We start from the raw sequence: 24,246 nt of genomic DNA on the forward strand, positions 1-24,246 counted from the left end.
CCATGGGTTTTACATGTTGTGCTGGGATGAGCTTTACCTGGTAACCAGCCTGCTGAAGCCGCCTTCCCCAATAGTGAGAACGAGCACAAGACTCCATGGCCACCAGCGTACCCGTTGGAAATTCAAGGAGTGTGTGAAGCAGCTTTTCTCTTTTGATCTTGCGGTTCCAAAGGATGGAGCCATCCTCCAGCAGAACGCAAACCTGAAAAACACTCTTGGCTAAATCAATTCCAATGGCTTTAATAGACATGATGGACGCTCCTCTCTGAATTATGTTGTGCAACTTAATTCTGGCGCATTTGACGCCGTATCGTAGGGGGGCGTCCATCACATCACTGGACCCTGACCTTCGTCAGGGTGACGACTGTGCGGGAGGAAGGTAAAGCACTTCGTTGCTGGCCCCTGCGTTATGACTTGATGTGAGTTTGAAAGACGCTGGATCTCGGCGTGCGCCGGGAAGACGATTGTGCTATGAAGCAGCATAGGTACTCTGAAGCTACTCCGTGCGTAGCGACAGGTTCGTGCTGAAGCACTTTAGTACTGAGTACCTGCCCTCTTGCACAGTCACTCCGGCGAAGGCCGGAGCCCAGTGGCTTGGTTCGCACCGTGCTTAAATTCGCGAAAGACACTGAACCCTGACCTTCGTCAGGGTGACGACTGTGGTTATGGAGGGGAAAGCGCTTCGTTGCTGGCCCCTGCGTTATGGCTTGATGTGAGTTTGAAAGACGCTGGATCTCGGCGTGCGCCGGGAAGACGATTGTGCGATGAAGCAGCATAGATACTCTGAAGCTTCTCCGTGCGTAGCGACAGGTTCGTGCTGAAGCACTTTAGTAATGAGTACCTGCCCTCTTGCACAGTCACTCCGGCGAAGGCCGGAGCCCAGTGGCTTGGCTCGCACGATTACTACAATCTGAAAGACACTGGATCCCGGCCTTCGCCGGGAAGACGATTGTGCGATGAAGCAGGATAGATAGTCTGTAGCTACTCAGCGCCTAACTGCAGGTTCGCTCTGAAGCACTATTAATACTCAGTCCCCCCTCCTAAATACAGTCACTCCGGCGATTGTGCGAAATAGTTAACTTGGACAGTTAACTAATTATTGCTGCCCAGCTGTTCAAATAAAGCCGGAATCACCACTCAATTATTTGTTGTTTATCTAAGTGCCCTGGAATGGCTCAAGGGAATTCCCCAAGCAGTTATAAGTGGTGTGGGCAATAACAATATAAGGAAGTGATTTCGTAAGAATTTGTAAGATAGGGCCTATTTCTCAGGACGCTACACCTTGAAGTCGATTTTGTTGTGGATGTTGGTCCACTGCTCGGGGAATTTGCCTTCCAGCATGTAGGCGTAGGCGATGAGCTCGGCCACCACCACGTAGAGTGCCGGGGGCACTTCCTGGCCCACCTCCAGCTTGGAGAGCACCTCCGCCAGCTGCTGGTCCTCGTGCACCAAAATGCCGGCTTCCAGGGCGGCCTGTTCGATGTCGTACGCCTGGGCGCCCTCGCCGCTGGCGATGACCTTGGGCGCGGTTTTCTGGTCGTACTGGAGGGCAACCGCCTTCTTGTCACTCATCGTTTACCTCCCCATGGCGCCGTAGGTCATTTTGCGGGCGGGCTGGGCAATGGAGTCCGGCACCTCGCCCACCTGGCAACGGCTGAAGGTGGCAGACAATCCCTGGTGGGTCAGGCGCTCACCCAAGGCTTCTATACGCTCATCCACCTGATGAGCCAGGGCGCGGCTGTCGCTGACCATCGCCAGCTGCAGCGACTCATCCTGATAGCGAGCCCTTACCAACAGATCCCCCAGTGACAGTTCAAACCGTAAGGTCAGCAGCCAGAACTCCCCCTGTTTCTCCTTGTAGCGAGCCAGGGCCAACTGCAGCTCTCTTTGCACCCGCTCCTGCTCATAGGGCAACGCGTAGTAGAGGATCAGGTTGTCGCCATCCGCCTGGCTGTGGCGGTGAAACTCCGAGGCCCCGGTCAACATCTCCGCGACCTTGCCCCCCAGCAGCGCCTTGAGATCATCCGGCAGAGCACTGAGGGTGCTGCTGCCCTGCCCCGGCCTTCCCTGAAGCTGATACCACAACTTCAGCAGCAGTGGCAGCGCCGGCCCACTGGCCAGGGGAGAGCTGCCCATTAGGGCGCGCAGCATGGAGGGGTCCGCCAGCTTGGCCAGTGAGTTGAGGGTGGTCTGCTCTTGGGCGTCACCAATGCGCCTACCCAGTGCCGCCAGTATCGGGGCCAGCTCGGGTCGGGCACCCAGCAGCTCCCGCAGGCCCGGCGACAGGGACTGGGACATCACCTGCACAGGACTGGCCGCCTGAGTATTGGTAGGAATGGACAGGTTTTTCACATCACCCGGGCGATAAAGAGCGAGTGAGGGCTTACCCTCCTGGGTCTCTACCCGCCCCAGAATTGGGCCGGGCTGCTGGCCGGACAGGCCCTCGGCGATGGGCTTGCCACCGCCCTTGGGAACCAGTTGTCCACGGCTGTTAATCATCAACTCCATCAACTTTGATGAATTTTTAGAAACACCCTGTTCGATATTTTTAAATACACTGGAGTTTGTTAAGTTCTGCACCAGTGTTAAAGTACGGACCTGGTACGATTGGCGCCCGAAACGCTTTAGTGCCACCATGGCCCCCGCAGGCAGATGTGCCTGTGACTCCAGCGACAACATCTGACTGCCCAGCTTCAGGTTCAGCAGCCCGCCAGACTGCGACTGAACCGTAGCCAGCAGAGATGATTGGGTTTGCCCCGATGTCGCGTTCGCCGCCGCCCCAACGGGCGCGGCTGGCATAATGGCCATATACTTATAACTCCAGAAGGAACTCAATAGGTTCCTTTTGTACCCTGTAAGCTAGCGCAGCCTAGGGATAAAATCGTTCAGGTGCTGTACCCGCAGAGGGAGACAGCCACAGAGTGTGACTGCACCTTAACTAGGATATCGACGATTGAACAACTTTCTTAAACGCAAAGGAACCGTTTTGAGACGCTGCCTGCCACTGTGGTTGGCCGCGACTGCTCTGTTCATTGCACCTGCCCAGGCAGTAGAGCCTGATCAGGATATGGCCGATGTTGAGTATAAAGACCCCCGCGATCCCTTCGAATCGGTCAACCGCTGGATCTGGGACTTCAACTACAACGTGCTCGATAAGAACCTCTACCGCCCGGTGACCTACTTCTACATCGACTGGGTTCCCGAAGGCGCACGTATCGGCGTTGAGAACTTCCTCAAGAACCTTGATGAGCCCTCGAGTACCGTCAACAACCTGCTGCAGGGTAAGGTCGTCTGGTCGGCCAATGCCGCCGGGCGCTTTGTCATCAACACCACCCTGGGCATTGCCGGGGTGTTTGATGTGGCCCGAGAAATGGGGCTGGAACGCAAACAGGATGAGTTTGGAGAGGTGCTGGGCTTCTACGGAGTGCCAGACGGCCCCTACCTGATGCTTCCTGTGTTGGGTCCGTCAACGGTCCGCGACGAGGTGGGTGATTATGTGGATGATCTCTACTTCCCCTACGCCAACCTGACCTTCTGGCAAAAGGCCGGTCGCTGGGCGCTGGATGGCCTGGCCACCCGAGCCAAACTGGTGGACCAGGAGCCAATTCTGGACAACTCTCTTGACCCATATGTGTTTGTGAAAGAGGGTTATTACCAGTATATTGCCTACAATCTGTACGATGGTAATCCGCCCATTGAAGAGGACGATGACGAGCTGCTGGAAGAGTATCTCGACGAAATTGAGTAAGTCCTAACTACATTTAGAGCTGCAATAGATGCGGCCAGGAAAGCCATCCTTGGGGGCGGACAACGGGCCGCCCTAAACTCATGGGTCGGACACCGCGCCAGCGGTGCCAAGGATAACAACAATGACGTTAAGCTCTGTTAGAGCCCTGCTGGTTGAGGGCGACGCTGCCGTTTCCGGCAGATTGACGGAATACCTGCAATCACTGGGGTTGACCGTGGACCTGGCCGAAACCGCCGGCCAGGCACTGGGGAAGGTGATTGGTCGTCGCCCGGACATTATCCTGATGGATCTGAATCTGCCGGGCATGGATGGCGTCGGCCTGCTGCGCTCCATGGGCGAAATCGATGAGCCTCCACCGCTGGTGCTGATCTCCAGCAAGACCCTGCTGACCACCCAGGTCCGCTCTCGCTACCCGTTCATCGTGGCCAGCTTCGAAAAGCCCATCCATGATCTGGCCGAGCTGGGCACCACCATCGAAGATGCGGTCACCCCCAAGGATGATCGCCGTGGCAGCCTCAAGGGGGAACTGTCCGAAATCAATATGGACGTCTTCTCCGACCCTGGTGTGGCCATCCTCTCCCAGCAACTGATCTTCCAGGACCCCAAACTGACCCAGGCCGGTGCCCTCACCCGCTATGGTGTCTACAGCAAGGGGCTCATCGCCAAGTGGTTTGTCAGCCACACTCAACTGACCGACGACACCGTCGCCGGTTTTGTGGCCTACATCCCTGCCGAAGACGAGCAGGTGGCCTTCGTCAGCCTGATGCTGCAGACCTACCTCAATGGCCTGCGTCGCCGCCGTCGTCAGGACCAGCAGATCGCCCTGCACGCCGAGGTGATACTCAACACCCTGGCCCACGAAGTGGCCGCCTCGGGACTGAAGGTGCCAATACAGATTGGCTTCTACACCTATCAAAGCGAGGAGCGCAAACTGTCCCTGGCACTGGTGGGCAGCGAGATTAAGGGCTATGTCCGCCAGAACCAGCACCTGACCCCCATCATGCTGCGTTCAGGCCGCTCCCTGCTGGACTCGCCACTGATGTGCGCCGCCGTCACCCGTACTCTGGAACCCGACAGCCAACTGGTGCTCTTTGGCGGCAACTCCAGCCTGCGCAAACAACTGCTCAACGATGAATACCCCGGCTTCCAGGAAGCGCTGATAGAGGGCGGCTATCTGCAGGTGGAGTGACGCGGCTAACTGTCAATGTGCGCCTCTTTTCTGTAATATCTTCCCCCAGTGAAATGCCCTGCTTCCTTCAGAAGCAGGGCCACCCCAAAAATCAACGCCCCCTATTGAACTCACAGGTATACAGCGCACTGTGCTAATAGCGCGGAGCCCCCAGTGGCGGGACAGCAGCGAAGAGTTTGACTATGTCTAGAAAGTATTTTGGCACCGATGGTGTTCGCGGCCTGGTGGGGAAATACCCCATCACCCCAGATTTTGCAATGAAGCTTGGCTGGGCAGCCGGTAAGGTCTTGGCCAGCAAGGGCAGCAGCCGGGTACTCATCGGCAAAGATACCCGCATCTCCGGCTATATGCTGGAGTCCGCCATGGAAGCGGGATTCGCAGCGGCCGGTGTAGACGTCGCTTTTCTAGGCCCCATGCCAACACCAGCTGTTGCCTACCTGACCCGCACCTTCCGCAGTGAGGCCGGCGTTGTCATCAGTGCATCCCACAATGCATACCAGGACAACGGCATCAAGTTCTTCTCCGCCGATGGCACCAAGCTCAACGACGAGATTGAATTGGAGATTGAGTCCTGGCTGGACAAAGAGATGGACTGCGTGGCCTCCGAGCACCTTGGTAAGGCCAGCCGCATCGGCGACGCAGCCGGCCGCTACATTGAATACTGCAAAGCCTCCTTCAGTCGCGAGTTCAGCCTTAAGGGCCAGCGTATCGTGCTCGACTGTGCCAATGGCGCCACCTACCACGTGGCCCCGCCGGTATTCAACGAGCTGGGCGCAGAAGTCATTACCATCTGTAATGAACCCAATGGCACCAACATCAACGACCACTGCGGGGCCACCCACCTTGCCGCGCTGCGTAAGAAGGTTGTCGAAGTTCGGGCCGATTACGGTATCGCCTTCGATGGCGACGGCGACCGAGTAATGATGGTGGATGCTGATGGCAGTGTGCTTGATGGAGACGTGATTCTTTATATCCTGGCCAAGCACTGGAAAGAGAAGAACATCGCCTTTGGTGGCGTGGTCGGCACCCTGATGGCCAATATGGGTCTGGAACTGGCCCTCAACGAGATGAGCGTGCCCTTCGCCCGCGCCAAAGTGGGTGACCGCTACGTGGTAGAGATGCTTAAAGAGAAAGGCTGGTCTCTCGGCGGTGAAAACTCCGGCCACATCCTCTCCTTGGAACACTCCAGCACCGGAGATGGCATCATCGCCGCCCTGCAGGTACTTCAGGTTCTGGCCGACACCGGCAAAACCCTGGGTGAAGCGCGAGGAGGGATGACCTTGCTGCCTCAAGTATTGGTTAACGTGAAGTTCTCCGGTGAGAATGCGCCGCTGGAAGCCGAAACCGTTAAACAAGCCGTGGTTGATGCAGAAACCGCTCTGGCTGGCCGAGGCCGAGTGCTGCTGCGCAAGTCCGGCACCGAGCCTCTTATCCGGGTCATGGTGGAAGGCGAAGACCAAACTCAGGTACAGCAACTGGCCGAGTCCATCGCCGACGTCATCCGGGCTGAAGGCGCTTAAGACACCAGCTTTACCCTTGTCTTCAAAAAGCTCCCTTGTGGGAGCTTTTTTGATTTCTGCTTCAATGCTCTAGGGAAAGACACTGGATCCCGGCCTGCGCCGGGAAGACATTGTGCGGGTGGAATGTGGAGTGCGTTGTAGTTAGCCAAGTTGTTGACCGAGAGGTCGTGCAATAGAAACTTCAGGCTAGCACCGAGTTGATTCAGACCTCCACAGCTCCCCCCTGCACAGTCACTCCGGCGCACGCCGGAGCCCAGTGGCTTTGCTTGCACTGTATCTGGCATAGCCCCTAGAGATTCACGATTGTGCGGGTAGGCTGGAGGCGTGCTTTGACGCCAGACCTGCGACTGAAAGACGCTGGATCCCGGCCTTCGCCGGGAAGACATTGTGCGCATGGAATGGGACGTGCGTTGTAGTTGGCCAAGGTGTTTACCGAGAGGTCGTGGAATAAAAACCTCTGGCTAGCACCGAGTTGATTCAAACCTCCGCAGTCTCCCCCAGCACGGTCACTCCGGCGCACGCCGGAGCCCAGTGGCTTTGCTTGCACTGTATCTGGCACAGCCCCTAGAGATTCACGATTGTGCGGGTAGGCTGGAGACGTGCTTTGACGCCAGACCTGCGATTGAAAGACGCTGGATCCCGGCCTGCGCCGGGAAGACATTGTGCGATGGAGCAGGTTGGGTACTTTGTAGCAATCCGCATGCGTGGCTGCAGGGTCGCACTGAAACACTTCAGTACTCTGCACTCTCCCCTAGCACGGTCACTCCGGCGCACGCCGGAGCCCAGTGGCTTTGCCCGTACAATGCTTGGGTTCATGAAAGACGCTGGATCCCGGCGTCCGCCGGGAAGACATTGTGCGAGAGTATGATTTAGTTCTTTGTAGCAAGCCAAGATGTTTACCGGGAGGTCGTGCAACAGAAACCTCTGGCACCGAGTCAATTCAGACCTCCACAGCTCCCCCCTGCACAGTCACTCCGGCGCACGCCGGAGCCCAGTGGCTTAAGGCCATTGTGCGCCTGAATTCCCAGAGCGCTTCAATACAAGCACAAAAAAGCGGAGCCTGGGCTCCGCTTTTGGATTCGGTATTACCGCCTCTAGGATTTGGGCGCCTTGTGCAGGGTGACCAATAGCTGGGCCTCTGCCATGGGGATTTCGCACTCTTTGACGATCTCGTCGACGCCGGCTCCCAGCTCCACCATCTTCATGGCGCGGCTGTAGAGGCGGGCGTCAGGGTCGTTATGGGACATCTCGTCCTGACGAGCCTGGGTGTGTGCCAGCTGCTCCTCCAGGCCCTTGACCTTACGGCCAACGCCCAGGGCGCCGCTGCGCAGCTCATTGAGTTCCCGGCGCAGGCCGTCCCTCTGCCGTTCCGCTTCCTTGAGAAGCAGTGACAGGGCATCCTGCTTACGTTCAACCCCTTTGATCTTACGGTGACACGTCCAGGCGTACAGCAGTGCAGCCAGGGAAACGGCTGCGGCTGCCGCAGCGAGGATCAGTTCGATCACAGTCCAGCGATCTCCTGCCACTCTTCGTCGGTCAACAGCTTGTTGAGGTCTACCAGGATCAGCAGCTCGTCATCGCGGTGGCTCACGCCCTGGATGAACTTGGCGCTCTCCTCGGTACCCACGTTGGGCGCGGTATCGATCTCGGAGGACTTGAGGTACACCACCTCGGCCACGCTGTCGACCAGGATGCCCACCACCTGATTCTCGGTCTCGATGATGACGATACGAGTGGTATCGGTCACATCCGCCTGAGGCAGGGCAAAGCGGGCACGGGTATCGATCACGGTGACCACGTTGCCACGCAGGTTGATGATCCCCAGAACGTAGTGAGGCGCGCCAGGCACAGGGGCGATGTCGCTGAAACGCAGCACCTCGCGCACCTGCATCACATTCACACCATAGGTTTCGTTATCCAGGCGGAAGGTGACCCATTGCAGCACCTTGTCTTCACCTTCGGTGGACTCACCCACCGCTGCGCGTAATTCACTCATCCTATCAGGACTCCTTAACGGTAATATCCAAACCAGCATCCAGCATGCGGGTCAGCTCAGGGACATCGAGCACCACACACTTCTTATCCCGTACGATACCGGCAAGCCATGGACGCTTCGATGACGACTGCCAGTTCACTTCGGACTTGAGCAGCGGCTCCGCATCCAACAGGGACTCACAAGCCAGGGACCAGGGGGTCTCCCCCAGGCACACTACAAACTTGTAGTCGCACTCGTCGGCGTCACTCTGTGGTCGGTCAGACAGGAACCAGCGGCCGCTGTCCACCACGTTGAGTTTTCCATCCTGGGCATCCAGTTGCACCCCCAGCACCCAATCGGGACTGCCGGGAAGGTGGTTCAGTTTGCCCAGTCTTTTAATACCACCCAGTGTAAGCAAAGGGACGGCGATCACCAAGCCGGCCACTTCGAAGTAGAGGCACTGGAACTCCTCATCCAGCTCCTCCCGCCAATTGTCAATGGAGGGGGGCGCTGTTTCGGTGGCCAGCTCCGATTCTATCTCGGGTTCGGCCACCTCAGAATGTTGTGTTGCTTCAATCGTCTCTTCAACCACGATTGAAGGGGCCACCACCTCGGGCACTTCCGCCACGGGGGCAGGCTGAGGCTCCGAAGCCACTTCCGGCTCCGCCGCCTGTTCCAGCAAGCGGCTGACGTTGGCCTTCTGTACCTCATCCAGCTGCTCCTTGGGAGGAGTCAGCATCACGTCGAAGTACTCCATCAACGCCTTTTCGGCGGCTTTAGACATGGGCCACCCCCTGTTGATCCAGCAAGGCATCCAGCAACTGACTGTAAGCCTGAACCCCACGGGCGCCGGCGTCAAAGTGGGACGGCGGCAGGTGAGCCTGACTGGCGTCGCGGAAGCGGGTGTCCACCGGGATCACCGAGTGCCACAGATCCCTGGGGTATTTCTGAGTCAGGGCGGTCAGTGCCTGCAACGAGGCCCGGGTGCGCTTATCAAACATGGTGGGCACTATGGTGAAGGGATAACGGGTGCCCTTCGAGCGCCCCACCATCTCCAGGGTTCGCACCATTCTATCCAGTCCCTTCAGCGCCAGAAACTCCGTTTGTACCGGAACCACGATGCGGTCACAGGCTGCCAGGGCATTGATCATCAATACTCCGAGCACCGGGGGGCAATCGATAAGAACGGCGTCATAACGATGGGCGACCATGGAGAGGATGCGCTTAAGAATCAGGCCCATACCATCTTTGGTGCCCAGGGTACGATCCAGAGTCGCCAGGGCGGTGCTGGCAGGCAGCAGGTCGAGCTGAGGGGTGCCTGTGGGCACGATCACCGACTCCACCATGGGCAGGTCCAGCTCATCGTGGCCACGGAACAGGTCATAGAGGGAGCCGGGCAGCTCGTCCGGATCCACGCCCAGGTAGTAACCCAGGGAGGCCTGAGGATCGGTATCGACGGCCAGCACCCGGTAGCCGCGCTTCACCAGAAGCCCGGCCAGGGTGATGACTGTGGTGGTTTTACCTACACCACCTTTTTGATTGGATACGGTCCAGACCTGCAAAGAGGTACCCCACTGTTACCGGACGTCGGGTGTCCGGGTGATCTTTACCCCGCCATGGGGCTGGGCAAAGGTGGTGACACCCTTGCCGTTTGTCTCCAGCACCACGGACTCGCCGCTCTCCTGAGCCTCCTGGTAGCGGCGACGGATCTCCCGGCGCTGCTCCTCCAGGTGGCGCCACTGGCGCAGTTCTTCGGCCAGAGTCTCCAGCTGCTCCTGCTGCTGGGCACTCTTGGCCTGCTCATTCACCAGCTGCTGCTGCAGCTCGGCGGCATAGTGGTGCTTATCCACCGCCCACATCAGGCTGATCAGGGCCACGCTGGCGGTCAGTGCCAGCAGGTAGCCCCTGAACTTGCAGCCCGGGCCGCAGCTCATCGGCGCCCCACCTCTTTGAGGATGCAGTCCGCCATCTTATCCAGGGGGATGGAGTACATGGAGATCTGCTCGGCGGCCACCGCCTGAGGCATGCCATAGACCACGCAGCTGGCTTCATCCTGGGCCCAGATGTGCGCCCCTTCCCGCTTGAGCATGCGACAGCCTTCGCGGCCGTCGGCGCCCATGCCGGTGAGGATGACGCCGAGGACGTCACCACTGTAGATGCGAGCGGCAGAGCCGAAGGTCACGTCCACGGAGGGCTTGTAGTTCAGCTGTTCACCGCCGTCGCGGATGGTGAGTTTGGCGGCGCGGTTGCTGCCGTCGATCAGCATCTGCTTGCCCCCTGGTGCCAGATAGGCACAACCGGGTTTGAGCATCTCACCGCCCTGAGCCTCTTTCACCGAGATCTTGCACAGACTGTCGAGGCGCTGGGCAAAGGCCGGGGTAAAAGCCGCAGGCATGTGCTGCACCAGCACGATAGGCAGGGGAAAGTCCGCCGGCAGCTGGGTCAGAATCTTCTGCAGTGCCACCGGGCCGCCGGTGGAGGTGCCGATGGCCAGCAGCTTGTAGCCTTTGCCCGATGGGCGGGTCGGCAGACGCGGCGCCCCCACCTCACTGGCGGACGACCTGGCCGCCGGACGCGCCGAGGAGAACTGGGTGCTGGGCTGGGTCACGCTGCGGGCAGCCGTGGAGGTGGATCGCGGCGCCGGCGCAGGCGTTGGCCGAGACGCGCTCAGGCTGCGACGGGAGGCGATCGCCTTGACCCGCTGCTGCAACAGGGCGATGGCGTTGGCCCGGTCGTTGGCGATGTCCTCGAAGCGCTTGGGCAGGAAGTCGGCGGCACCGGCTTCCAGGGCCTCCAGGGTCGAGCGCGCCCCCTCATAGGTGAGGGAGGAGAACATCAGTACGGGGACCGGGTTGGTGCGCATGATCTCGCGCACCGCTTCGATGCCGTTCATCTGCGGCATCTCGATGTCCATGGTCACCACCTGCGGACGCAGACGGCGCACCTGTTCTATCGCCTCTTTACCGTTCGAGGCGGTGCCGACCACTTCCAGCATGGGGTCGGCATTAATGATTTCTGACACGCGGCGACGAAAGAAACTGGAATCGTCCACCACCAACACTTTAATCGACATACCTATCCTTCAATCATCCCTATGACTACTGACGCTTGGCGTACTGTTTCAGCAGTCCAGGTACATCGAGAATCAGGGCACAGCCACCGTCAGAGGTGATGGTGGCGCCGGCCATGCCGGGGGTGCCGTGCAGCAGGGAGCCCAGTGGCTTGATCACCACCTCCTCCTGGCCGATGAGGCCATCCACCACAAAGCCCACCTGCATGGTGCCGATGTGGACGATCACCACATGGCCCTGGTCTTCGCGTTCCACCCTGCCCGGACCGTGGCACAGCCACTTGTCGAGATAGAACAGGGGAATCGCCTTGTCTCGCACGGTCACCGACAACTGGCCATCCACCACATTGGTCTTGCTCAGATCCAGGTGGAAGATTTCGTTGATGCAGGAGAGCGGCAGGGCAAAAATCTGTTTGCCCACTTCCACCATCAGGGTGGGCATGATCGCCAGAGTCAGGGGAACCTTGATCTCCAGGATGGTGCCCTTGCCCTTATGGGAGTCGATGTACACCGAACCGTTCAACTGGGTGATGCGGGTTTTTACTACGTCCATCCCCACGCCGCGGCCGGAGATGTCGGAAATTTCAGTCTTGGTGGAGAACCCGGGGGCGAAGATCAGGTTATAGGCTTCCTGATCGCTCATGCGAGCGGCGCCGTCTTCGTCGAGGATGCCGCGATTGATGGCGATCCCCTTGAGTTTCTCCGCATCCATGCCGGCACCGTCGTCGCGGATGCACAGCAGGATGTGGTCCCCCTCCTGAGAGGCGGACAGCAGAATGTTGCCCTGACGGGGCTTGCCGGCGGCCTCCCGGTCGTCCGGCATCTCGATGCCGTGGTCGACCGCATTACGCACCAGGTGAACCAGGGGATCGGACAGGGCTTCAACCAGGTTCTTATCCAGGTCGGTCTCCTCCCCTTCCATGGTCAGGGAGATGTCCTTGCTGAGGCTTCGGGCCAGATCGCGAACCACTCGGGGGAAGCGGCCAAACACCTTCTTGATCGGCTGCATCCGGGTCTTCATCACCGACCCCTGAAGGTCGGCGGTCACCAGGTCGAGGTTGGCCAGGGCCTTGCTCATTGCCTCATCTTCGCGCTCCACGCCCAGGTTCACCAGGCGGTTGCGCACCAGCACCAGCTCGCCGACCATGTTCATGATCTCGTCGAGGCGGGCGGTGTCCACACGCACCGTGGTTTCACCGCTGGAGGCGGCCTGTCCCTTGGCGCTCTTGGCCTTGGCCGCGGCTTTGGCTGCCGGCGCGGCAGGCTGAGGCACTGGCGCAGCGGCAGGCTGGGGCGCCGGTGCAGCCTTGGGCGCAGGCGCCGCGGCCGGGGCACTCGCGACGGCCTTGGGGGCATTGCCCTTGCCGTGAAGCTGGTCCAGCAGGGCTTCAAATTCGTCGTCGGTGATCTCATCGGACTCCGGCACGGCGGCGGCAACCGCGTCCGCCTTGCCCGGCGCACCACCTTTGCCGTGGAGCTGGTCCAGCAGCTTTTCGAATTCGTCGTCGGAGATCAGGTCACCGGTGGGGGCCTCGGGCTCAGCTTCGGCCTTCTGGGCCACTTCACCGTTGAACTTACCCTTGCCGTGGAGATCATCCAGCAGCTTTTCGAACTCGTCGTCGGAGATCTCGTCGCTGTCGGACGCCGCGGAGGCTGCCGCACTGTCTGGCGCTGGCAGGGGAGCGCCGTCGCCGTCGAGACCGGACATCATGTGCTCAAACTCGGGCTGAGTCATGCTGTCGATGCCACCGCCACTGAGTGAGACCGGCTCAGGCTCGGGGACAGTTTCCACCACAGGCTCAGGCTGAGGTTCAGGCTCGGCAGCGACCGCAGGGGCATCGAAAGGCGATGGGGTATTGGGATCGGTGATGGCGTGCAGGGTGGCCAGCAGCTCTGGGTCTGCAGGCTCCAGCTCTTCGCCGTTCTGTACGCAGCCAAACATCTCGTTGACCGTGTCCAGAGCCTGAAGGATCACGTCCATCAGCTCCGACGACATAGACAGCTGGCCGTTGCGCAACATATCGAACAGGTTCTCGGCGCCGTGACAGGCGTCTACCAGATGGGTCAGGCTCAAGAAGCCCGCGCCACCCTTAACGGTATGGAATCCCCTGAAAATGGCATTAAGCAGATCCGCGTCGGTGGGGTTGTTTTCCAACTCCACCAGCTGCTCCTGCAAAAGCTCTAGAATTTCGCCTGCTTCGACTAAAAAGTCCTGCAGAATCTCATCATCTATGTCAAAACCCATCGCCTAACTCCTAGGGCCTATTGATCTTTGCTGCACATTTTTGCGCCAAAGTTAAACGGTTACGAAGCAAATACGCATAGAGCTTGCTCAGAATGGTGATTGGCTGAGGCCGCGAGCTATCCACTGCGGCCAAATTCTCACCACCGAAGGTCAACAAGCTCTAGAAACCGAGGCTGGAAAGCAGATCGTCGACCTCATCCTGGCCATTGACCACTTCCGCTTTGTTTTCCGAGCTCACCACCGGACCTTCGGCCGCCGCACTGTCCACAGTCTGGCGGTTGACGTCCGCCTGCTCACCAAATACGGTCAGCATGGACACCAGATTCTCTTCCACTTCACGGACCAGATCGATCACCCGGCGAATCACCTGACCGGTCAGGTCCTGGAAATCCTGGGCCATCAGCACCTGGTTGAGGTGGTCCTTGATCAGCTCTGCGTCATTGACAGAGGTGGTCATGAAGGCGTCCATCTCGTGACACAGGGTCTTGAACTCAGCCAGTTCAATCTGTTTCTGCATCAGCTTGTTCCAACCCGGTTGCAGCCCCTTGATGCGGTTCTGCAGGTCGGACACCTTGGGCATGCTCTCATCCAGAGCATCCATGGTACGGTTAGCGGCTTGCTCCGTCATCTCAATAACGTAGTTAAGTCGCTCTTTTGCGTCTGGAATTTCATGCTTGGCCAGATCGGAGATGCGATCGTCCAGCTGGAAATCCCTCAGCGCGTCATGCAACTGTCGGGTCAGTTTACCCACTTCATCAAACAGCTGCTGATTCAGCGGTGCGGACACCACCTGAATCAGTTGATTGGCCTGTTCTACTTGCCCCTGTTCCAGCATGGTCACCAGTTCACGGGCATCATCCAACGAGATCAAAGCGTCCTGTTGCATATGCGCTCCCAGTGACTATCAGTTGAGGCGTTCAAAAATCTTTTCGAGCTTCTCTTTCAACGTGGCGGCAGTGAAAGGCTTCACCACGTACCCGTTTACGCCGGCCTCGGCGGCCATGACGATCTGCTCACGCTTGGCTTCCGCAGTCACCATCAGCACCGGCAGGTGCTTGAGGTTGGCGTCGGCACGAATGGCGCGCAGCAGGTCGATGCCCTGCATGCCCGGCATGTTCCAGTCGGTGACCACGAAATCGAAGTCACCCTCTTTCAGCATGGGCAGAGCGGTGTTGCCGTCGTCCGCTTCGAAGGTGTTGTTAAACCCCAGATCGCGCAGCAAGTTTTTGATGATCCGACGCATTGTTGAAAAATCATCAACGATCAGAATCTTCATATTAGTGTTCAAAACATCCTCCAACCGGGGTTTCCCCATAGAGCCACTGTTGCAGCGAGCATTATTAATCTAAAACTTATTGTTGCCAACTTGATAAGCGACTTTTCAGGCGCATCATTGCCTGACTGTTGATCTGGCTCACTCGCGACTCACTGACGCCAATGACCTGACCTATCTCTTTCAAGTTGAGTTCTTCGTCGTAATAGAGCGACAAAACAAGGGCTTCCCTTTCAGGAAGGCTCTTGATGGCGGCCGAAAGGGCCTCCTGGAACCGCTCTTGGGCCACCTGCTCGAAGTTACGTTGTGGCGCATCCTCATCAACAAAGCTATCGACCGATACGCCGAGATCTTCAATACCAACCATTCTTCCCATGCTGGCTTCATTCAGCATCTGGTGGTAGTCGTCGATTGGAATATCTAGATAATCAGCAACTTCGTTGTCGCGGGGGTCCCGACCCAGACGCTTTTCCAGCTCCTTGATGGCGTCGGTAACCTGTCGGTAGTTTCGATGAACCGATCGCGGCACCCAGTCTCCGCGACGAATTTCATCGAGCATGGCTCCGCGAATGCGGATGCCGGCAAAGGTTTCGAAACTGGCGCCCTTGGTGGCGTCGAAGTTCCGGGAAGCCTCCAGCAGGCCGACCATCCCCGACTGGAGCAGGTCATCCAACTGGACGCTGGCAGGCAAGCGGGCCATCAGGTGGTGGGCGATGCGCTTCACCAGGGGGGCATAGCGTTCCACCAGGGAGGCCCGGTTATCGAACTGGGTGTAGGCCGCCGCCTTATTCACCAACCGCTTCTCCATACATGTTGCGGCGGACCAGGCGTTCTACGAAGAACTCCAGATGGCCGCCAGGGTTGTCCGGTGTCGGCCAGCTCATCACCTTGTTGGAGAGCCCCTGATAGGCGATGGCCGCCGGCGAGCGTGGGAAGGCTTCCACCACCACCCGCTGCTTACGGACCGACTTGCGTACGTTCTCATCGAACGGGATGGTGGCCACCAACTCCAGGGCCACATCCAGGAAGCGATCCGTCACCTTGGAGAGCTTAGCAAACAACTCCATCCCTTCACGGAGGCTGCGCACCATGTTGGCGACGATGCGGAAGCGGAACACCCCATGCTCCCGCGAGAGAATCTTGATCAGGGCGTAGGCGTCGGTGATGGAGGTGGGCTCATCGCACACCACCACAACCACCTCCTGAGCGGCCCGGGAGTAGCTGAGCACCATCTCGGAGATGCCGGCGGCGGTATCGACGATGAGCACGTCGAACTCCTGCTCCAGCTCGCTGAAGGCCCGGATAAGACCGGCATGCTGGGCTGGGGTCAGCTCCACCATCGCCTGGGTACCGGACGCCGCAGGCACGATGAACACCCCTTGCGGGCCCTCCACCAGAACCTCGGACAGCTTGCACTCACCGGACAGCACGTGGGACAGGTTGTATTTCACCCGAAGCCCCAGCAATACATCCACGTTGGCCAGACCCAGGTCTGCATCCAGAACCAACACCTTCTGCCCCTTCTGGGCCAGAGAGGTTGCCAGGTTGATGGAGACATTGGTTTTGCCGACACCGCCTTTGCCACCGGTTACCGCGATGACCTTTACCATCTTTTGCTTTTGCTGTGCCATCTTTCTTAGTCCGCTTGCCTGATCCTGCAGAAACCATCTATTCATAGCTGCCCGCCACACTCTGTCGTTGCACGGGCTCATCCCACTCCTGCGTCTCCTCGATCACCACGGCACGGCGTGCCAGGTACTCGGGTTCGGCGATCCTCAGGTCCTCGGGAACACGCTGTCCGTCGGTAAGGTAACTGATTGGCAGGTTATTTTGAATCAGTACACTGAGGGCTTCGCCGATGCTGTGGGCTTCGTCGAGCTTGGTGAAAATGCACCCGGCCAGGGCGATGCGGCGGAACTGTTCCACCGTCTCCTTCAGCACCCGGTATTGGGCGGTGGAGGAGAGCACCAGATAGGGGCGAATGGGCAGGCGAGTGGCGGCAACCAGGTTATCCAGCTGCTCCACAAGACGCATGTCTCTCTGCCCCATACCGGCGGTGTCGATCAGTATCAATCGACGGCTACGCAGCTGGTACAGCACATTTTCCAACTCTTTCACGTTACTGGCGGCCCGCACCGGACACCCCATGATCTTGCCATAGGTGGCCAACTGCTCTTTGGCGCCAATACGGTAGTTATCGGTCGTGATCAGCGCAACTTGATCCACTCCGTAGCGGGCGGCATATCGTGCGGCCAATTTCGCTACAGTAGTGGTTTTGCCCACGCCAGTTGGACCGACCAGAGCGATCACACCGCCCCGGCTGAGTGATTCTTCCGTGGCCTGGGTCAGCTCGGCACTGATCAGCCGCGGCAGTTGCCCCAGGGCTTCGTGCAGCGACAGGTGCTCAGGCACCAGGGAGGCGAAGTGGTCTGCCACACTGCGGTGGAAACCGTTCTCCCGAAGCTTGTCCGCCAGCATGGCGCGCACCGGCTCACGGCGGGCCAGGTCCTGATCCATCAGGCCAGCCACCTGATGCTCCAGCAGCTGACGGATGGAGGCCATCTCCTCGCGCACCGACTTCAGCTCCTGGGCGCCCTGGCTGGGACGGACATCGGCGGGGCGGGCCTTGGCCCGGGCAGGCTGCGCCTTCTTGGGCTGCTCCTTTTTGCCAAACGCCTCTTTGGCCCAGTCCGGCAGGGCTTCAGTGCGACCTGAGGCCTGACGGGGTTGCTCCTCTTCGAAGCCGCGCTGCTTCATCCGCTGCTGCTGGCGCTCCAGCAGGCCACGGAGGCTGTCGCCCGGCCCCGGCTCACTGGCGGCGGGCCTGCGGGCTTCGGTGCGCAGAGGCTGGGCCGGACGGCTGGGGCGGGGTTGCCCTAGGGTCACCCTGTCCTCGGCCAGGTCGGTGGAAGAGCGCGGGGCGCTGACGCTGGGCGTCGGAATACTGGCGCCACTCTGGTCATCGAAGTCCACCGCCGCCACAATTTCGACGCCGCCGTTGACCTTCTTGTTGGACATGATCACCGCGTCGGTACCGAGAGTCTCTTTCACTTCGGCCAGTGCAGTACGTATATCCTTGGCAAAAAAACGCTTAATTTTCACTTTGGGTTACTCCCCACTCCTACCGCTTACTGGCCCACGGAATGGACGATTCGAATCTGCTTATCATCCGGTATCTCCTGATAGGACAGCACCCTCAGGGATGGGATCGTGTGTTTGACGAACCGGCTCAGGGTGGTGCGCAGCACCCCTGAGGTCAGCAGGACGGCCGGTTCACCCACCATCTCCTGCTTCTGAGCCATCTCCGACAGAGAGCGTTGCAGCCGCTCCGCCAGACCAGGCTCCAATCCGGTATTCTCGCCGTTACTGGATTGTAATGATTGATGCAATATCTGTTCCAGCTCAGGAGACAAAGTAATGACGGGTATCTCCGGCTCTGCGCCGTTGATCTCCTGAACAATCAGCCGCTTCAGAGCAATACGCACTGCTGCGGTCAACACATCCGGGTCTTTGCTCTTCGGACCATACTCCACCAGGGTCTGCACCAGGGTACGCACATCCCGCACCGGCACCCCTTCATTGAGCATGTTCTGCAGCACCTTGACGATGATGCCCAGAGACAGGGTGTCCGGCACCAGTCCCTCAACCAGCTTGGGCGACTCCTTGGCCAGAATATCCAGCAGCTGCTGAACCTCCTCGTAGCCCAAGAGCTGGGAGGCGTTGTTGGTGAGCAGCTGACTGAGGTGGGTGGCCACCACGGTGGCCGCGTCCACCACGGTGTACCCCAGGGTCTGGGCGTGATCACGACGGTCGGAACCGATCCACACCGCTTCCAGGCCGAAGGCGGGATCCGTGGTGGTCTGCCCCTCCAACTGACCGAATACCTGACCGGGGTTGATGGCCAGCTCGCAGTCGTGGCGGATCTCTGCCTCGCCGACGACGACGCCCATCAGGCTGATGCGATAGGCGTTGGGCGCCAGGTCCAGGTTGTCTCTGATGTGCACCGCCGGCACCAGGAAACCCAGCTCCTGAGACAGCTTCTTGCGCACCCCTTTGATGCGCGCCAGCAGCTCCCCTTTCTGAGCTTTATCCACCAGCGGGATCAGCCGATAGCCCACCTCCAGACCGATGGTGTCCACCTGGTTAACGTCCTCCCAGGAGAGCTCCTTGGTGTCGGATTCCACCCGCTGGGCCACGGCGGTCTCCTCCGCCTCCCTGGCCGCGTCGGCCGCCTGCTTCTGACGGCGCTTATAGCTCCAGTAGGTCAGGCCGGCCCCGGTCAGGCCGAAGCCGAGGAACGCCAGCTTGGGCATCCCCGGCACCAGGCCCATCACCACCAGCACGCCGGAGGTCACCATCATCACCTTGGGGTCATCGAACATCTGAGAGATCAGGGTCTCGCCCATCTTCTGGGCTTCGTTCTGACGGGTGATGATGATGGCGGCGGCGATGGAGAGCAGCAGGCCGGGGATCTGTGCCACCAGGCCGTCACCGATGGTGAGCATGGTGTAGATCTCCACCGCCTCACCGAAGCTGAGCTGGTGCTGGGCCATGCCGATGACAAAGCCGCCGAGGATGTTGATAAACAGAATCAGGATGCCGGCGATGGCATCCCCTTTAACGAATTTGGAGGCACCGTCCATCGCGCCGTAGAAGTCCGCCTCTTTGGCCACCTCTTCGCGACGATGCTTGGCCTGCTCCTGGTTGATCAGGCCAGCGTTGAGATCGGCATCGATGGCCATCTGCTTACCGGGCATGGCGTCCAGGGTAAAGCGAGCGGTCACTTCGGAGATGCGGCCGGCACCCTTGGTCACCACCACGAAGTTGATGATCACCAGGATGGTGAACACCACCAGACCCACGGCATAGTTGCCGCCGATCACCACCGAACCGAAGGCCTCAATCACCTTACCGGCGGCGTCGCCGCCATTGTGGCCCTCGAGCAGTACCAGACGGGTAGAGGCCACGTTCAGCGCCAGCCGCAACAGGGTGGCGATCAACAGAACCGTGGGAAAGGCGGCAAAATCCAGCGGGCGCAGGGTGTAGATGGAGACCAGCAGGACCACCAGCGCCAGGGCGATATTGAAGGAGAACAGCATGTCCAGCAGCAGGGCTGGCATGGGCAGGGTAACCATGGCCAGGGTCGCCAGAACCATGACCGGTGTTCCCACCCCTTTCAGGTAAATGCCATATTTCTGGAATAGATTGTTCGCGCTGGCCTGTAGATTCATCTTCCGTCTTAAAATTGACGCCGTGGAGGGCATGCTACCCAATAAGCAAGGAGTATACCAGCAACCCGCCTCAGAACCGCTACAGTGGTGGATTTACCGTAGAAAAAATCCACAATTCAATAACTCCCTTTGATGGTCATTTGGCTTTTCAGTTTGGCTTATCCCCTGGGTCTATGGTATCTGCGTCGAAAAATGGCCGCTTTATCAAGTTTTCCTGAGAAGGCCTGCAAAAGCCCAGCATTGTGAATGGCGAGTTGGTAAGTGGTTACTTCGCCAAGGGCATAGATGTAAAAGCGACCGCTTGGATGACGAGATAGGGCGACCGCCTTCGCCGAAATGACTGTGCTAGGGGGAGCCGCCGTGGCCTGAACCACTTCTATTCGAACGCTCAACAGGCTCACTGGCACCATCGTCTTCCCGGCGCAGGCCGGGATCCGGTGTCTGTCGCCAACCCTGACATCTCCCCAGAGAAGACGCTGGGCTCCGGCGTGCGCCGGAGTGACTGTGCTGGGGGGAGCCGCCGTGGTCTGAACCGCTTCTATTCGAACGCTCAACAGGCTCACTGGCACCATCGTCTTGCCGGCGCAGGCCGGGATCCAGTGGCTTTGGTCAGGAAGGTGGCTCAGTCTAAAACAACCTAGGCACAGATTACTGCCCTACTCCCGCTCCAGGGGGTTGCCGTCGTTATCCACCTGCAACTCATCGGGAATCGGCATACGATCAGGCAGGGGGATGGGCCGCCGGCCACGGCCCTTCTGGAACTGCTTCAGCTGGAACACGTAAGCCAGCACCTGGGCCACGGCGGTAAACAGCCCGTCCGGGATCTGCTTCTTCAGTTTGGTGGAGTAGTAGATGGCACGGGCCAGCTGGGGGGAGCTGATCACCGGCACCTCGTACTCGCGGGCGATCTCCCGGATCTTCAGCGCCACCTCATCGGAGCCCTTGGCCACCACCAGCGGGGCCCTGGCCTGCTCCTTGTCATATTTGAGCGCCACCGAGTAGTGGGTGGGGTTGACCACCACCACGTCCGCCTTGGGGACTTCGCTCATCATCCGCCGCTGGGACATCTCCCGCTGCAACTGACGAATGCGCCCCTTGACCTCGGGACGCCCCTCGCTGTCCTTGTGCTCATCCTTGATCTCCTGCTTGGTCATCTTCAGCTGCTTGTTGTGGTTCCACAGCTGGTAGGGGGCGTCGATGATGACGATGATCAGCAGCGAACAGCAGAGGAAGGTAAACAGCTTATTCAGCAGGGAAACCGACCCGGCAATGGCGGCGAAGGGGGTGCCGGTGGAGATGGACATGATGTCATCGAAATACAGGCTTAGCAGCATCCAGGCCACCAGGGCCACCACCGAGAACTTGGCAATCGCCTTCACCAGCTCCACCACCGCCTGAATGCCAAACATCCGCTTGAAGCCACTCAGAGGATTGAATTTGTTCATTTTCGGCGCCGCCGCCTTCCAGCTGAAGGTCATGCCCCCCAGCAGGATGTTGCCCACAAAGGCGGCCACGGTCAGGAAGAGGACGAAGCCCAGCACCGGCAGACCCACCTCGGACAGGATGCGACCGAACACCATGGAGATCTCCCCCACGTCAAACACCTGCTTACGACTGAGGGTAAACAGGGAGGTGGCCACCGAGGTGAGGCTCTGGGCCATGGCCTGGCCGAAGATCATCATGGCGATGGCGGCCCCAACCAGTACGAAGGTGGTGCCCAGCTCCTTGGATCGGGGAACCTGGCCCTTCTCCTTGGCCTGCTGTAATCGTTTCGCCGTGGGTTCTTCTGTTTTTTCCTGGTCGCTGCTGTTTTCCGCCATCAGCGCACCTCACATTGCAGTCGGAGCAGGGAGCAGAGGGTCTGCTGGCCGTTGTCCCAGGCCGCCTCGAAGTGGGGCATGAAGCCGGAGAGGGAGAGCCAGAGGATCAGCAGGCCGGAGAGCATGGTGATCGGGAAACCGATGGCAAAGATGTTCAGTTGGGGCGCGGCCCGGGTCATCACCCCGAAGGAGAAGTTGATCATCAGCAGGGCGGTGGCCGCCGACAGGGCCAGGGTCAGAGCCCCGGCAAACATCAGGCTGCCCCACTTTGCCAGCTCCATGAAGTTGTCCGGCACCAGTCCCTGCCCCACAGGCAGGGTGGAGAAGCTGGCCACCATCATCCGGATCATCAGCAGATGACCGTCCACCAGGAAGAAGATCAGGGTGGAGAGCAACAGGAACAGCTGACCCACCAGGGGCACCTGCTGACCGTTGCTGGGATCCACCATGGAGGCAAATCCGAGGGAGGTCTGCATGCCGATGATCTGCCCCGCCAGAATGAAGGTGTTCAGCACCAGCAGGGAGACAAAGCCGGCGGCGACGCCGATGAGTATCTCCTGGGCGGTCACCAGCACCGCCTGGGCGGAGAGCAGCTCGATGGGGGGCGGCGGTGGCAGCACCGGGGCCACCGCGGCGGTAATGGCCACAGACAGGGCCATTCGCACCCGGGCCGGTGTGGAGGAACCACCGATGGTGACCATCACCATCAGCATGGAGCTGATGCGGATCAGCGGCCACAACAGGGCCCTGAGCCAGTCGAAGATCACCTCCAGTGGCAGCTCCATCAGCCGATCACCGAGGGTATCCTGTCCACCAGTTCGAAGGTGAACTCCATCAGGGTGCGCACCAGCCAGTGGCCCAGAAAGGCCAGGGTCAGCAGGGTGACCAGCAGGCGCGGCAAAAAGGAGAGGGTCTGTTCGTTGACGGAGGTGGCCGCCTGGAACACCGCCACCACCAGGCCGATGAGCAATCCGGGGACGATGATGGCGGAGACCATCATCAGGATCACATAGAGGGCGTGGCGAAACAGGTCGACGAAGGCTTCCGGGGTCATGTGCCGACCCCGAAGCTGGTGGCCAGGGTGCCCATCACCAGGCTCCAGCCATCCACCAGCACAAACAGCATGATCTTAAACGGCAGCGACACGATCATCGGTGACAGCATCATCATACCCATGGCCATCAATACCGAGGCCACCACCAGGTCAATCACCAGAAAGGGCAAAAACAGCATGAAGCCGATCTGGAAGGCGGTCTTGAGCTCGGAGGTGACGAAGGCGGGGATCAGCACCCGAAGCGGGGTCTCCTCAGGCGAGTTGAGTCCGGTCACGCCGCTGATCTCGATGAAGGTGTTGAGATCCGACATCCGGGTCTGGGAGAGCATAAAGGCTTTCACCGGGATACTGGCCCGCTCCAGGGCCACCACTGCGGTCACCTGCTCCTCCATGTAGGGCACCACCGCATCTTCGTAGACCCGGTCCATCACCGGGGTCATCACGAACAACGACAGGAACAGCGCCATCCCCAGCAACACCTGGTTGGAGGGGGTTTGCTGCAGGCCCAGGGCCTGACGCAGAATCGCCAGCACCACGATGATGCGGGTGAAACTGGACATCAGTACCACCATGGCCGGCAGGAAGGTCAGCACCGTCATCAGGCCGAGGATCTGCAGCGACACGCTGTAGTCCTGGGTACCATCCGGGTTGGTGGTCACGGTGACGGCCGGGATGCCGGTATTGGCCAGGGCCAGGGCCGGCATCATCAGCGGCAGCAGCAGGGCTGCCCAGGTCAACAGGCGCTTCACGACTTGGACTCCCTGTTCACCCGGGAGAGCACCTTGGCGAAGTCGCCGCCCTGCGGGCTCTCAATGGGGCTCTCCAGCTTGTCCAGCAGCTGGATGCCGCCGGCACTGACGCCGATCAGGTACTGCTGCTCACCCACCTGGATCACCGCCACCCGCTCCTTGGTCCCAAGAGGCAGGCTGGCGATAAGACGAATCTTGCCCACCAGTTTGGTGGGCAAGTTCATTTTGCGGGCGACCAGGGCCAGAACCAGTATCAGGGCCACTACGCCCACCAGGGTGGCGATGGTGGTGGCCAGCTGCTCGCCGGAGGAGACCGGCTCAGCCGCCACGGGCAGGCTGAGCAGCAACAGGGGCAATAGTAGGAATCGCATC

Annotated in this window: 24 protein-coding genes; 3 read left to right on the forward strand and 21 right to left on the reverse strand. The window is 59.7% G+C overall.

The features are described 5' to 3' along the window. From G505_RS21640 to G505_RS0114205, 3 genes are all read right to left on the reverse strand, one after another. Positions 1-250 (reverse strand): IS110 family transposase (locus tag G505_RS21640; protein WP_035385432.1); only part of this gene is annotated, 250 nt, incomplete at its 3' end. Between the two features lie 1,025 nt (positions 251-1,275). Next, on the reverse strand, positions 1,276-1,572 hold the full coding sequence (locus tag G505_RS0114200; RefSeq protein ID WP_028110158.1) for an EscU/YscU/HrcU family type III secretion system export apparatus switch protein: 297 nt from the start codon (positions 1,570-1,572) through the stop codon (positions 1,276-1,278). A gap of 3 nt (positions 1,573-1,575) precedes the next feature. Next, positions 1,576-2,499, reverse strand: a complete 924-nt coding sequence (locus tag G505_RS0114205; protein WP_028110159.1) for an HIT family protein — start codon at positions 2,497-2,499, stop codon at positions 1,576-1,578. Between the two features lie 487 nt (positions 2,500-2,986). On the opposite strand from G505_RS0114205, the gene G505_RS0114210 reads away from it, so the two are divergent. From G505_RS0114210 to glmM, 3 genes are all read left to right on the forward strand, one after another. Then, positions 2,987-3,748, forward strand: coding sequence for an MlaA family lipoprotein (locus G505_RS0114210; RefSeq protein WP_028110160.1), 762 nt, complete (start codon positions 2,987-2,989; stop codon positions 3,746-3,748). A gap of 121 nt (positions 3,749-3,869) precedes the next feature. Continuing rightward, positions 3,870-4,937 carry a response regulator gene (locus G505_RS0114215; RefSeq protein WP_028110161.1) on the forward strand — a complete coding sequence of 356 codons (1,068 nt, stop codon included), beginning with the start codon at positions 3,870-3,872 and terminating at the stop codon, positions 4,935-4,937. A 182-nt stretch (positions 4,938-5,119) separates the two neighbouring features. Then, positions 5,120-6,457 carry a phosphoglucosamine mutase gene (gene glmM, locus G505_RS0114220; protein ID WP_028110162.1) on the forward strand — a complete coding sequence of 446 codons (1,338 nt, stop codon included), beginning with the start codon at positions 5,120-5,122 and terminating at the stop codon, positions 6,455-6,457. Positions 6,458-7,551: 1,094 nt separating this feature from the next. Here glmM and G505_RS0114225 read toward each other — a convergent pair. The 18 genes from G505_RS0114225 to fliO all read right to left on the reverse strand — a co-directional run bounded on the left by G505_RS0114225 (position 7,552) and on the right by fliO (position 24,245). Next, complete coding sequence (locus G505_RS0114225; protein WP_035385433.1) at positions 7,552-7,962, reverse strand: DUF2802 domain-containing protein; 411 nt, start codon at positions 7,960-7,962, stop codon at positions 7,552-7,554. Next, on the reverse strand, positions 7,959-8,453 hold the full coding sequence (locus tag G505_RS0114230; protein WP_028110164.1) for a chemotaxis protein CheW: 495 nt from the start codon (positions 8,451-8,453) through the stop codon (positions 7,959-7,961). Before G505_RS0114230 ends, G505_RS0114225 begins: the two co-directional genes overlap by 4 nt. A gap of 4 nt (positions 8,454-8,457) precedes the next feature. Next, a complete protein-coding gene (locus G505_RS0114235; RefSeq protein ID WP_035385434.1) occupies positions 8,458-9,216 on the reverse strand; it encodes a chemotaxis protein CheW in 759 nt (252 codons plus the stop codon). Further along, positions 9,209-9,994, reverse strand: a complete 786-nt coding sequence (locus G505_RS0114240; RefSeq protein WP_028110166.1) for a ParA family protein — start codon at positions 9,992-9,994, stop codon at positions 9,209-9,211. The genes G505_RS0114235 and G505_RS0114240 overlap by 8 nt, the downstream gene beginning before the upstream one ends. A 15-nt stretch (positions 9,995-10,009) precedes the next feature. Continuing rightward, positions 10,010-10,366 carry a hypothetical protein gene (locus tag G505_RS0114245; protein ID WP_028110167.1) on the reverse strand — a complete coding sequence of 119 codons (357 nt, stop codon included), beginning with the start codon at positions 10,364-10,366 and terminating at the stop codon, positions 10,010-10,012. Next, the gene (locus tag G505_RS0114250) at positions 10,363-11,505 is read right to left on the reverse strand and encodes a protein-glutamate methylesterase/protein-glutamine glutaminase (protein WP_028110168.1); all 1,143 of its coding nucleotides are present in this window, start codon (positions 11,503-11,505) and stop codon (positions 10,363-10,365) included. Before G505_RS0114250 ends, G505_RS0114245 begins: the two co-directional genes overlap by 4 nt. A gap of 25 nt (positions 11,506-11,530) precedes the next feature. Next, positions 11,531-13,747 carry a chemotaxis protein CheA gene (locus G505_RS0114255; protein ID WP_028110169.1) on the reverse strand — a complete coding sequence of 739 codons (2,217 nt, stop codon included), beginning with the start codon at positions 13,745-13,747 and terminating at the stop codon, positions 11,531-11,533. 160 nt (positions 13,748-13,907) lie between these two features. Beyond that, on the reverse strand, positions 13,908-14,633 hold the full coding sequence (locus G505_RS0114260; RefSeq protein ID WP_028110170.1) for a protein phosphatase CheZ: 726 nt from the start codon (positions 14,631-14,633) through the stop codon (positions 13,908-13,910). An 18-nt stretch (positions 14,634-14,651) separates the two neighbouring features. Continuing rightward, positions 14,652-15,035 carry a chemotaxis response regulator CheY gene (gene cheY / locus G505_RS0114265; protein WP_028110171.1) on the reverse strand — a complete coding sequence of 128 codons (384 nt, stop codon included), beginning with the start codon at positions 15,033-15,035 and terminating at the stop codon, positions 14,652-14,654. Positions 15,036-15,099: 64 nt separating this feature from the next. Continuing rightward, entirely contained in the window at positions 15,100-15,813 is a 714-nt protein-coding gene (locus tag G505_RS0114270; RefSeq protein WP_028110172.1) for an RNA polymerase sigma factor FliA, read from the reverse strand. Beyond that, positions 15,806-16,696 carry a MinD/ParA family protein gene (locus tag G505_RS0114275; protein ID WP_028110173.1) on the reverse strand — a complete coding sequence of 297 codons (891 nt, stop codon included), beginning with the start codon at positions 16,694-16,696 and terminating at the stop codon, positions 15,806-15,808. The genes G505_RS0114270 and G505_RS0114275 overlap by 8 nt, the downstream gene beginning before the upstream one ends. Continuing rightward, positions 16,689-18,122 (reverse strand): flagellar biosynthesis GTPase FlhF, encoded by a 1,434-nt coding sequence (gene flhF, locus G505_RS0114280; RefSeq protein ID WP_028110174.1) that lies wholly within the window; start codon positions 18,120-18,122, stop codon positions 16,689-16,691. Before flhF ends, G505_RS0114275 begins: the two co-directional genes overlap by 8 nt. Positions 18,123-18,148: 26 nt before the next feature. Beyond that, complete coding sequence (flhA, locus tag G505_RS0114285) at positions 18,149-20,251, reverse strand: flagellar biosynthesis protein FlhA (protein ID WP_028110175.1); 2,103 nt, start codon at positions 20,249-20,251, stop codon at positions 18,149-18,151. A 656-nt stretch (positions 20,252-20,907) separates the two neighbouring features. After that, entirely contained in the window at positions 20,908-22,071 is a 1,164-nt protein-coding gene (flhB, locus tag G505_RS21645) for a flagellar biosynthesis protein FlhB (protein ID WP_051216253.1), read from the reverse strand. Further along, positions 22,071-22,856 (reverse strand): flagellar biosynthetic protein FliR, encoded by a 786-nt coding sequence (gene fliR, locus G505_RS0114295; RefSeq protein WP_028110176.1) that lies wholly within the window; start codon positions 22,854-22,856, stop codon positions 22,071-22,073. Before fliR ends, flhB begins: the two co-directional genes overlap by 1 nt. Further along, positions 22,856-23,125, reverse strand: a complete 270-nt coding sequence (gene fliQ / locus G505_RS0114300; RefSeq protein WP_028110177.1) for a flagellar biosynthesis protein FliQ — start codon at positions 23,123-23,125, stop codon at positions 22,856-22,858. The genes fliR and fliQ overlap by 1 nt, the downstream gene beginning before the upstream one ends. Further along, positions 23,122-23,832 (reverse strand): flagellar type III secretion system pore protein FliP, encoded by a 711-nt coding sequence (gene fliP / locus G505_RS0114305; RefSeq protein ID WP_051216273.1) that lies wholly within the window; start codon positions 23,830-23,832, stop codon positions 23,122-23,124. The genes fliQ and fliP overlap by 4 nt, the downstream gene beginning before the upstream one ends. Positions 23,833-23,870: 38 nt before the next feature. Beyond that, the gene (gene fliO, locus G505_RS0114310) at positions 23,871-24,245 is read right to left on the reverse strand and encodes a flagellar biosynthetic protein FliO (RefSeq protein ID WP_051216256.1); all 375 of its coding nucleotides are present in this window, start codon (positions 24,243-24,245) and stop codon (positions 23,871-23,873) included. Between the last annotated feature and the right edge of the window lies 1 nt (position 24,246).

This window comes from Ferrimonas futtsuensis DSM 18154, assembly GCF_000422645.1.
Classification (GTDB): domain Bacteria; phylum Pseudomonadota; class Gammaproteobacteria; order Enterobacterales; family Shewanellaceae; genus Ferrimonas; species Ferrimonas futtsuensis.